Source organism: Tessaracoccus sp. OH4464_COT-324, from assembly GCF_003932855.1.
Lineage (GTDB): Bacteria > Actinomycetota > Actinomycetes > Propionibacteriales > Propionibacteriaceae > Arachnia.
This window is the reverse complement of the sequence record NZ_RQYZ01000017.1, coordinates 67,043-77,779: the sequence shown is the minus strand read 5'-3', so window position 1 is coordinate 77,779 and position 10,737 is coordinate 67,043. Positions and strand designations below refer to the sequence as shown.

Annotated in this window: 8 protein-coding genes and 1 pseudogene; 6 read left to right on the top strand and 3 right to left on the bottom strand. The window is 64.7% G+C overall.

The genetic code is table 11. The features are described 5' to 3' along the window. The 3 genes and pseudogenes from EII42_RS13865 to EII42_RS09495 form a co-directional block, all read right to left on the bottom strand. A pseudogene (locus EII42_RS13865) lies at positions 1-97 on the bottom strand (IS481 family transposase); the annotation flags it as partial. Positions 98-615: 518 nt separating this feature from the next. After that, on the bottom strand, positions 616-1,344 hold the full coding sequence (locus EII42_RS09500; protein WP_125171888.1) for a phosphatidylcholine/phosphatidylserine synthase: 729 nt from the start codon (positions 1,342-1,344) through the stop codon (positions 616-618). A 47-nt stretch (positions 1,345-1,391) separates the two neighbouring features. Then, entirely contained in the window at positions 1,392-3,383 is a 1,992-nt protein-coding gene (locus EII42_RS09495) for a prolyl oligopeptidase family serine peptidase (RefSeq protein ID WP_125171887.1), read from the bottom strand. 38 nt (positions 3,384-3,421) lie between these two features. Here EII42_RS09495 and EII42_RS09490 point away from each other — a divergent pair, with 38 nt between their 5' ends. From EII42_RS09490 to EII42_RS09465, 6 genes are all read left to right on the top strand, one after another. Then, positions 3,422-4,672 (top strand): anaerobic sulfatase maturase, encoded by a 1,251-nt coding sequence (locus EII42_RS09490; RefSeq protein WP_233558341.1) that lies wholly within the window; start codon positions 3,422-3,424, stop codon positions 4,670-4,672. Between the two features lie 62 nt (positions 4,673-4,734). Then, positions 4,735-6,264, top strand: a complete 1,530-nt coding sequence (locus tag EII42_RS09485; protein ID WP_125171885.1) for an arylsulfatase — start codon at positions 4,735-4,737, stop codon at positions 6,262-6,264. Between the two features lie 115 nt (positions 6,265-6,379). Continuing rightward, entirely contained in the window at positions 6,380-7,687 is a 1,308-nt protein-coding gene (locus EII42_RS09480) for an ABC transporter substrate-binding protein (RefSeq protein ID WP_125171884.1), read from the top strand. A 119-nt stretch (positions 7,688-7,806) separates the two neighbouring features. Next, the gene (locus tag EII42_RS09475; RefSeq protein ID WP_158676471.1) at positions 7,807-8,652 is read left to right on the top strand and encodes a carbohydrate ABC transporter permease; all 846 of its coding nucleotides are present in this window, start codon (positions 7,807-7,809) and stop codon (positions 8,650-8,652) included. Positions 8,653-8,689: 37 nt separating this feature from the next. Beyond that, positions 8,690-9,505: a carbohydrate ABC transporter permease gene (locus EII42_RS09470; protein ID WP_125171882.1), complete on the top strand. Its 816-nt coding sequence runs from the start codon at positions 8,690-8,692 to the stop codon at positions 9,503-9,505. Positions 9,506-9,570: 65 nt separating this feature from the next. Beyond that, entirely contained in the window at positions 9,571-10,674 is a 1,104-nt protein-coding gene (locus EII42_RS09465) for an ROK family transcriptional regulator (protein WP_125171881.1), read from the top strand. Positions 10,675-10,737: the final 63 nt, after the last annotated feature.

Here is a 10,737-nt window from a genome sequence, read left to right as displayed (position 1 = left end):
TGAAGGCCCAGCCCTCGACCAACGTGCGGTGAAAACGTTCGATCTTCCCGCTGATCTGAGGCCGATACGGCCTGGAGCGGTTGTGGGCAATACCCAGTTCGACGCAGGTGCCGCAGCAAAAATGGGGACCGGTAGCAGCCGCCGCCATCGGTCGACCGTGATGCTTCGGGCAGCGAACCAGGCAAGCGCGCGAACGAGCACAGCGGCCGCGGCGCGGACGGTCGCGCCCGTCGCCCTCGACGTAAGCGACCAGTGAGTAGCCGTCGATGACGGCGTGCAGGTAGCACGTCCCAACCAGCAGCTGGCAGCAGAGACTCCTTGGCCGCACTCGTCCGAGCCGACATGGTTACACGGTTACGGAGGCCTCTTGCCCGCACCCGACGTAGCACCAGCCACCACCTGACCAGTAGAGCCGGCCATACCCAGCCGGTAGACCATCGCGACTGACCCCCAAGCGCAGCCCGACCCTCAACTCCACGACCCGAGCCAGCCTCGGCCGGGTTCGTGGCATCAAAACAGCATCCGAACGGGCAATGCGGGACACGAAAACCTCCCCGGCGGTGGCGCTGGCTCCTGTACAGCTCCAACTCCACCGCCTTAAGAGCTCAGATTCACTCAGCTCGTCGTCGCACGCGAGCCCCGCCTGCCCAGCAAGGTGCGGGCGATGCCGCTGATGAGGAACCAACCACCGCCCAGCCAGAACAGTGCCAGCACCCACCAGGGGCGCACCGGGTGGATGGCGATCAACCAGCCGGTGGCCGCGATCCACAAGAAGATCGCGGAGATGTTCACCACCATCAAATGCTGCACACGGAACGGATGCGTGTAGTGCGTCGGCACCAGCGTCAACGCGGCGAACAGGACCGTCATCACCACGTTGAACCAGCCGGGCGTGCCCAGCACGTACATGATCACAGCCACCACGTTCCACGCGGCCGGGAACCCCACAAAGTAGTGATCCGTCGACTTCCAGTTGGCGTTCGCGTAACAGAACATCGACGACGTGAGCACCAGCACGCCGAGCGCGATGGCCAGCCACTCCGGCCCCATCGGCAGGTACCAGATCATGAACAAGGCCGGGATGAAGGTCCACGTCAGGTAGTCGATGACGATGTCCAGGATGCCGCCGTCAAACCAGGGCAGCACCTCCTTCACCCGAGCCTTCCGCGCCAAGGTGCCGTCGACCCCGTCGACGATCAGCGCCACACCCAGCCACAACCACATCCAGCCGATCTCGTGTTTCATCAGGGCGACGGTGGCGAGAGTGGCCCACAGCAGACCGGAGAGGGTGACCAGATGGACGCCCCAAGCGGCCAGGCGGGCCTTGAGTGTGGCAGAAGTCATTGCCCCAGTGTGCACCACCCCGGTCAAGAACTCACACCCGGCACCGGTCAGCCGTCGGCGGCCCGGTCCCGGCCCAAGCCAGACGAGGAATCCCGGCTGGCACCATCGTCGGAGCGCCCCTTGACCGGCAGCCGGCGGCCCCAGAAATCCAGCACCGCCTCGAACCGCTGCCGACGATGCCAGGGGGTGCCGGAACGGGTCAGCTCATGATTCTCGCCCGGGAACACCAGCATCTCGGCCGCCACCCCGGCCTGCTTGAGCAGCGCGTGATACTGCAACCCCTGGTGCAGCGGGCAGCGCAGATCCTGCTCGGAGTGGATCACCAGGGTGGGCGTGCGCACCTGGTGGGCGTGGCTCATCGGCGACTGCCGATCTGCCTCCGCGCGCACGTAGCTGGTGTACTCCTGCGGGAAGAACCAGCCGATGTCGCTGGAGCCCACGAAGCTCCACGTGTCCAGGAACCCCCGCTCGACGATGGCGCCGGCGAAGCGATGATCGTGCGCGATGATCCACGCCGTCAGGTAGCCGCCGTAGGAGCCGCCCATGATGCCCACCCGCCCGGCGTCGAGGGCGTCGTCGCTGGCCAGGCAGTGGTCGAGGAACGCCAGCACGTCGGCCATGTCGAGGTTGCCCATGTCGCCCTTGATCGCGCGGCCGTGGCCCGTGCCGTAGCCCCACGAACCCCGCGGGTTGCTGAGCACCACCGCATACCCGGCCGCCACCGCCACCTGGGCCTCGTCGAAGAAGCTGCGGGTGTAGCCGTGATACGGCCCGCCGTGGATCATCAACAGAACCGGGTGCGGGCCGGGGCCCGCGGGGAGCAGCCGCCAGCCGTGCACCGGGTAGCCGTCGGGCGCAGTCGCCACCACCTCCTCGGGCCGCACCGCCCCCGCCAGGGCCGCGGAGAAGTTGGTCAGCACCCGCAGCCGCCCATCCGCCAGCACCGCGACCTCACCCGTCGAGGTGGCGCTGGTGACGGTCGCGACGATGGTGTCGCCCTGCGCATCCACCGCCACCACGTCCCACACGTCGTCGGCGATGATCTCGTGTCCCTCCCCGACGATGGCCGCCCGGCCCGTTCCCCGGTGCACGTGCGGCACGACGACCCGCCCACCGGACAGGGCCGCCATCGGCCCCGTGACGGTGACGTCGAGCAGCTGGCGGGGTTCGTCGTCGAGGAGCCACACGCACGGGTGCTGCCCCACGAAGTCCGTCCTGCCCCCGGCGATGCTGGCCGCCACGAAGAGGCTCTCGCCCGAGTAGACGGCGTCGGACACGCGGATGTCGGCCACCGGGCTCGCCAGCTCGGGCTCGACGCCCTCCGCCAGGCGCCACAGGTCGGTGCGCAGCGTGTCGTCGCCCGCACGCCGGGCCACCGCCAGCACCGCGCCGTCGGGGGAGTAGCTGGGCGACGACCAGTCCGCGCGGTCGGTGGTGAGGCGCCGCAGCCGAGGGAAGCGCGACGGAACCTCCTCGTCGCGGCCCTGGCCGGTAGGCTCGAAAACCGGCTCGTCGGCCGGGCTCGGCACGTCCAGTTCGAAGACCTGCGCCGGGCGGTCCAGCACCCAGCCCACGCCGTTGCTGCGCGTCTGATACTTGCTGAACGAGCGCGGGGGCTCGTGCGAGGCGTCGACGTCCTCCGCCGTGCCGTAGCGGCCCTCCTCCGGCTCCCGCGAGACGAACGCGATGCGTCGCGAGTCCGGGCTGAACCGGAACGCGCCCACGCCCAGCTTCCGGTCGGTGATCCGCATCGGCTCGCCGCCGGCGGCGCTCATCAGCATCAGCTGGGGCTTCCCGTCCTGCTCGGTGCGCAGAAAGGCCAGCAGGGTGCCGTCGGGGGAGAACTGCGGGGAGGTGTCGCGGAAGCCGCGCGTGATTCGCCTGGCCGCGCCGCCGTCGAGGGGCACCTGCCACAGCTGGCCGACGTAGTCGTCGACGGCGAAGCTGGGGTGGGTCACGCTCACCGCCACCCAGCTCGCATCCGGGTGCAGGGCGGGGGCGGAGAGGCTCATCAACTGGTCCAGGGCATCGGCACGCATGCGCCCACCCTAGCGGCCGTGCACTATGGTGGGTGGAAATGACTCTGCGCCCCTTGCCGTTCTCACTCCTGGCGAAACCGACGGGAGCCGCCTGCAACCTCGACTGCACCTACTGCTTCTTCCTCAGCAAGGAGCTGCTCTACGACGCGGCCGGGCAGCGGATGAGCAGCGACGTGCTGCGCGCCTACCTGCGCGGCTACCTGGCGGCGCAGCCGGTCGGGGATGTGACCATCGCCTGGCAGGGCGGGGAGCCGACGATGCGCGGGCTGGCCTTCTTCAAGCAGGCCGTGGTGTTGGCCGAACAGCTGAAGCGTTCGGGTCAAACCCTGCATCATTCCCTGCAAACCAACGGCACCCTACTCGACGATGACTGGGGCGAATTCCTGGCGCAATCCGGCTTTCTCGTCGGGTTGTCTATCGACGGGCCGCAGCCGCTGCACGACGTCTACCGGGTCAACAAGGCGCGCCGCGGCACTCATGCGCAGGTGATTCGCGGCTGGGAGGTTCTGCGCCGCCACGGCGTCGAAACGAACATCCTCTGTACTGTGCACCGCGCCAACCAGGACCATCCGCTCGACGTCTACCGCTACTTCCGCGACGACCTGGGCGCACAGTTCCTGCAATTCATTCCCATCGTCGAGCGCGCCACGCCGGAGGAATTGCCGCTCGCCGAGAACGGGTGGAAAGGCGACGACGGCCGCCGCCTGTTCTATCGGCAGGAGGGCGGGGAAGTGACCTCGCGCAGCGTGTCTCCGGAGGCGTTCGGCGCATTCCTGAGCACCATCTGGGACGAATGGATCACCCGCGACGTCGGCCGTGTTTACGTGCAGCACTTCGACGTGGCGCTGGGCAACCTGTTCGGGCGAAACGAGCTGTGCGTGCATGCCCCCACCTGCGGGGGAGCGCTCGCGTTGGAACACAACGGCGACGTCTACTCCTGCGACCACTACGTCGAACCCGAGTACCGGCTCGGTAACGTGCTCACCGACGACCTGGGCGCCCTCGCGCGCACCCCCGCCCAGCGCGCGTTCGGGGCGGCGAAGGCGAACCTGACCGCGCAGTGCCGTTCCTGCCCGGTCAGGTGGGCCTGCCACGGCGGCTGCCCCAAGGACCGCTTCAGGCTTTCCCGCGACGGCGAGCCCGGCCAGAACTACCTGTGCGCCGGCTACTACCGGTTCTTCACGCACGCCACCCCTGGGCTCAAGCTCATGGCAGACCTGCTGACCAGCGGTAGGGCAGCCAGCGAGGTGATGAGCCTCTACTGCCGAGGCGATGACGGGATTGGTTGAGTGGGGATCGCCGCCCACTGCTAATCTTTGGCGGTCGCAATAAAATTGAGAGAGGAGGATTTGTGCGGCCAAACATTGTCTTGATCTGCGCCGACCAGTGGCGTGGCGACGCGCTGTCCATCGAGGGGCATCCCAGCGTGCGCACGCCCTATCTCGACGCCCTAGCCGACCGCGGCACCCGCTGCACGCGGGCCTACTCAGCCAGCCCCACGTGTGTGCCTGCCAGGATGACGCTGTTTACCGGGCTATCGGCGGCCAGCCACGGACGAGTCGGATATCAAGACGGTGTGCCATTTGACGTGGCCACGACGCTCGCGGGCGAGTTCAAGAAAGCCGGCTATCAGACTCAAGCCATCGGCAAGATGCACGTCTACCCCGAGCGGGCGCGCGTCGGGTTCGATGATGTGCTCCTGCATGACGGCTACCTGCATCACTCGCGCGGGCGTGGGCGCCCAGTCGAGTTCTATGACGATTACCTCACGTGGTTGCGTCAGCAGGCAGGCGAGAACGCGGTGTCTGATTATCTGGATGACGGCCTGCACTGCAACTCGGTAGTTGCCCGCCCTTGGCCGCGCGACGAGCGGTTGCATCCCACCAACTGGGTGGTCACCAAGGCGATCGAATGGCTATACCGGCGCGATCCAACTGTCCCGTTCTTCCTGTATTTGTCCTTCCACCGCCCCCACCCGCCCTACGACCCTCCGGCCTGGGCCTTCGAGCAATACCTCGACGACGAACCGCATCCGGTTCCGGTGGGCGACTGGGTAGCGGACTACGCCGAGTTCCGCAATGATCATCGCCCCTACTCGCATGTTGCCCAGTACTCGAAGCGCGACATGCATCGCACCCAGGCGGGTTACTACGGCCACATGTCCCACATCGACGGGCAAGTCGAACGCTTCCTCGAAGCGCTCGGCGAGTTCGGCATTGATGACGCTTACGTTGCGTTTACCAGCGACCATGGCGAAATGCTGGGCGACCACAACATGTGGCGTAAGGCCTACCCTTACGAGGGATCGGCTCGCATCCCCTTCCTGCTGCAAGGCCCCGGTATTCCAGAAGGTTCGACCGTGCAGGAGGTGATCGAGCTGCGTGATGTGATGCCGACGCTGCTGGAATGTGCGGGTCTCCCGGCACCGCAGGGGATTGACGGTCGCTCTGTGCTGCCCTTGATCACAACAGAAGATGAGCCTGCCGACTCGGCAGGGGCGAGGGCAACTAGCACGGGCACCTGGCGCGAGTATTTGCATGGCGAGCACACAGTGCTGGGGCAGTCGTTGCAGTGGATCCGCACGCGCCGGCACAAGTACGTTTGGCTTTCCGGCTCAGGGCGTGAGCAGCTGTTCGACCTCGACGCCGACCCGCAGGAACTGCACGACCTATCCGCCGACCCGGATCATGCCGCCGTCTTGGCTCGGCTGCGCGGCCATTTGCTGGAGTCGTTGGCCGGGCGAGAAGAGGGCTACGTCGCTGACGGCCAGCTGGTTTCGGGCAGGCAGCCGCGCTTGGTTTTGGCGGGTGTGGTTGGGGGCCGATCGGCGAGCGACGATGGCGTGAGTTTGCCGGCCGACCGCGGGCCTGCGCGGCGCTGATCCCCACCCGCATAGTGCGGTGAGCCTGCCGTTCGCTAGTATATCTGCGACTCGCAATTAAATTGCTTTGCCCCGGCGACGGCTGGCGTCTCGGGGTCCGATCAAAGGAGATCCAATGAAGCTCTCGATCAAGCGACTGGGCGCGCTATGCGCGGCACTGGGCATGACCCTGGGGCTGGTCGCGTGCGGCGGCGAAACCGAATCGGGCGGTGAAGCCGCAGGTCAGGTGGTGTACTGGTCGATGTGGCAGGAAGACGAGCCGCAGGCCAAGGTGGTGCAGCAAGCTGCCACCGACTTCGAAGCTAAAGGCAGCACCAAGGTCAAAATCGAGTGGCAGGGCCGTGATGTCCTGACCAAGGTGACCCCACTTCTCGCCAGCGGCACCGATCTGCCCGACCTCGTTGACCAATCCTTCGATCAGCTTGCTCCGGTACTCGGACGGGCGGGCAAAGCCACCGATCTCGCCGACGTGCTGGCCGAGAAGGCGGAGGGCGGCACCGCCACGCTCAAGGACGCAGGTCTCGGCAACTTCGTGTCCGTGTCCACCCACGACGGCAAGCAGATCATGCTGCCCTATGCGGCCAACGCCAACGTGCTTTGGTACGACGCTACCGCGCATCCCGAACTCGAAACCTCGGCCCCCGACTCACTGGCGAAGCTCAACGAGTACCTGATGAAGCGCAAAGCCGAGGACGAAGCCCCGGTGGTCATTGACGGTGCTTACCCCTACGCTCGCCTTATCTGGACCATGAACGTGCTGCGCAGCCATCTGGGCTCCTCCGACAGGCTCGCCGAACTGGCCAAGGACCCAACCGGTGCTGCCTGGGATGCCCCTGAGGTGCTGGCCGCCGCCGAATACATTGCCAAGATGCATGAGCAGGGCCTGTTCCCGGCGGACTCTTTTGGCACCAAATGGCCCTACCAGCAGGAAGCCTTCGCTCAGGGAAAGGGCACCGTCATCGCCATGGGGTCCTGGCTGCCCAAGGAAGTCGAGAAGTCGCTGGCCAGCGGCGTGAAACTGAAAGCGTTGCCTTTCCCGGCTAAGGAAGCAGGCAAGCCTTCCGACGTCGAGACCTCCGTGTTCGGGTTCGCGATCCCCACTGACGCCAAGAACGTCGCAGGCGCAAAGGCTTTTGCGGCCTTCTTCTTGCAACCGAAGTATCAGCAACAGCTGGTGGCCGACGCTGGGACCCTGCCAGTCTTGAGCGAAGTGGCAGGCCCCGAAGGGCAGGAGGCGCTGGCCAAACAACTGAAGCAGGGCCACGTCGCGCCCGTGCACGGCAACATTGATGCGCTCTTCCCAGGTTGGATGCAGCCGATCAAGGATCAAACCCTGGCTCTCATGACCGGTGAAATCTCAGCCAAACAGTTCGTCGCCAACGCCAAGCAGGCCCAGGTGACCTACTGGGAGCAGCACGGCTAATGAATAGTGTGGCTGGGGCCACCATCCGCCCCAGCCACTCGCTTCGAAGTGAGTAACAGATGTCACAATCCCGCGGAACGGCGTTCGAGCGTGCCGAGGCCAGGCTATTCTGGCCCTTCGTGCTGCCCGCAACCCTCTTGTATCTCTTCTTCTTCCTCGGTCCTGCGTTCGCATCGATGTTCATCTCCTTCAACAAGTGGGATGGCATCACAACGATGCAATGGGTTGGTGTAAATAACTACGTTCGTCTCATGAGAGACGAGGCTTTTCAGCAGTCTTTTCTGAATACTCTTGTCCTCCTTCTGGGTGGGGGCGCGGTCGTGTTCGTGTTGAGTTTCCTCTTGACCATGGTCTTGCGGGAAATGCGGGGTAGGAAGCTCGTCAGGCAGTTGCTTTTCTTCCCGAATATCATCTCTGCGATTGTTCTGTCCTTCTTCTGGGGGTTCATCTTCCAGTCTGGTGGCCTGCTCGAAAACGCGCTGGCCTCGGCCGGGGTGGAGTCCATGCCGCAACTTCTGCTCAAGCACCCATTTGCCGTGATATTCGCCGGTATATGCTGGACGTCGATTGGCTATTACATCACGATTCTTATGGCGGGTGTAGACCGGATCCCGGCCTACTACTACGAGGCGGCTCGCCTAGACGGTGCCAGCGCGTGGAGCCAGTTCCGAAACGTCACCCTGCCCCTGACCTGGGACGTTATCGCAGCCACGGCCACGTTGTGGACCATATCTAGCCTAAAAATCTTTGAATTCATCCTTACCTTCGGGGCATCTGCGGGTGACCTTCCCCCCACCGGGGTATGGAACACCGCGATGTTTATCTATGGCAAGACGTTTGGCGGCCTTTCGCCTCAACTTCAGTTTGGATATGCCTCGGCAGCTGCCGTGGTAACCGTGGTTACAGTCGTGATATTCGTCGCCTTGCTGCGCAGGCTGATGAGGAGGGAATCTCTTGAGTTCTGAAGCTAAGCGGCGCACGGGCCGCAGGAAAATAGGGCCGATGGCCGTGCTGGGTCGATTGGCGGTTTGGGCGCTCGTCGCATTCAATATCTTCGCCATCGTCTGGGTGACCATGACGGCATTCAAACCGCACAGCGAGATCTTCTCCTCCCCATTCGGGCTACCCGAACATCCCACAGTCGACAATTTTACTACCGCCTGGTTTCAGGGTAAGTTCGGCGTCGCTTTTCTGAATACGGCGTTGCTGACGATCGTCTGTGGAATCGTCGTGCTTGTGTTGGCCTGCCCGGCAGCTTATATGATTGCGCGGCGCGCCGGTTTCGCATCGTCATCGCTGTATATGACATTCGTCGCCGGAATCGGAGTGCCGCTACAGGTCATCATCATCCCCCTCTACCTAGTGATGCAGCAGATGAACCTGCTCAATAACAGGTTCGGGCTCGGGTTGGCGATGGTGGTTCTGGCGCTGCCGTTCTCGATTCTCCTGCTAACCGGTTTCTTCTCCTCCCTGCCCAACGAGCTGAGAGAAGCGGCAGCAATCGACGGCCTAGGGCCTTTCCGCACCTTCGTGCTGATCATGCTTCCGCTAGCCAAGGGCGGGATCATCACACTGGCCACGCTCAACCTGATTTCGATGTGGAACGAGACCTTCCTCGCGCTGGTCCTCATCGCATCGCGGGAGAAGCAGGTGCTTTCGGTGGCGCTGCTCAACTTCATAAACTCGCAGCAGTTCTCCGGTGCCGACTATGGAGCTATTTTTGCTGGCGTGATGATTCTGATCGTTCCGATGATCATCATCTATTCTTGGCTTGGGCGACGAATCGTGGAAGGTATGACGATGGGTAGTGGGAAATAACGTTGGGCGCATCTGGAGGAGCATCCGGGCGGGGGCCGTCTGCGGGTATCGCTGATGTCCGCGCTGTGAACGCATCTGGAGTGTTCACGGCGCTGCTGAAGCAACCGCAGCCGCGGGTTGAGCTTGCTGCTGCGCTACAGCTGAACCAAGGAACGATCACGCGCATCACCCAGCGGCTGATAGAACGCGGGCTCGTGATCGAAGAAGATGCGATACCCGGAGGCCGGGGACGCCCGTCCCGGCTACTGCGCATCGATCCCACCAGCAGGCTTACGATTGGCGTGCATGTGGGAACGGAGATCGTCGGCACCGGTGCTGTGGCTCTCGACGGCGCGACCCTGTGTCGAGAAACCGAGCCACATGACGGAACCCTCAAGGGCATCGGCCGCACCGTGCAGGCGCAGGTCGAGGGCGTCCGAGACTGGCTTGTGGACGAAGGGCTCGCCCGGCGCCGCTGGCTCGGGATCGGCATCGCAACCAGCGGCTGGTCGGACACAAGAGCCGGTTGTGTGCGTCCGCACAAGCTGCCGGGCAGCCTCTTCAAGCAGCTCACCGACCAGCTCAGCAACCTCGACGTTCCCGTCACCCTGACCACCAACGCCAGCGCCCACGCTGCCGCCCACCTCCTCTTTGACAGAGACTCGATCGGAGATTTCCTGCATCTCTACGTCGGCAACGTGTGCGAAGTGGCGCGCGCCGCCGAGCGGAAACTGTTCTCGCCGCGGGCTTTCATGGTGGGCAGCGTCGAGCGCCTCGGGCTGCTCACCCACCAGGGATGGGCTTCTTTCCCCGAGGCACTAACAGATCTCGGCCTGCGTGCGAGAGCGGGGGCGCTGGGCAAGGACGCTCCGATCGAGGAGCTGATCGAACGCGCCCGATCCGGCGATGCGGAGCTTGCGCGACTACTGGAGCAGCGCGCCCTCGACACGGGACGAGCCTGTGAGGCTCTCGCGGAGTTAACCGGTGTCGGACGGGTCGTGGTATCTGGTTCGCCAACTTCGGTGCCCGAGCACATCCCTCTGATCGTCGAGGGGGCTCGGAGCGCCGCCACTGCGGAACCCTGCGAGGTGGTGCCGATCGTCGGGCTGCGAGAACACCTCATCCCCGCAGCGGCCGCGCCAGTTATCGCCGCCTTCAGCGAGGATCCGATCGCGAGCGACCCCGGCTGATGCATTGCCGCGCAAACACGGGGCCCTGGTGCATCTTCGCGCCGTGTTGGGGCCGCTGTCGTA

Coding starts and splice junctions, on each gene's coding strand:
- EII42_RS09470 (WP_125171882.1), top strand. CDS start 8,690: ATGGCCGTGCTGGGTCGATTGGCGGTTTGGGCGCTCGTCGCATTCAAT.
- EII42_RS09490 (WP_233558341.1), top strand. CDS start 3,422: ATGACTCTGCGCCCCTTGCCGTTCTCACTCCTGGCGAAACCGACGGGA.
- EII42_RS09495 (WP_125171887.1), bottom strand. CDS start 3,383: ATGCGTGCCGATGCCCTGGACCAGTTGATGAGCCTCTCCGCCCCCGCC.
- EII42_RS09480 (WP_125171884.1), top strand. CDS start 6,380: ATGAAGCTCTCGATCAAGCGACTGGGCGCGCTATGCGCGGCACTGGGC.
- EII42_RS09500 (WP_125171888.1), bottom strand. CDS start 1,344: ATGACTTCTGCCACACTCAAGGCCCGCCTGGCCGCTTGGGGCGTCCAT.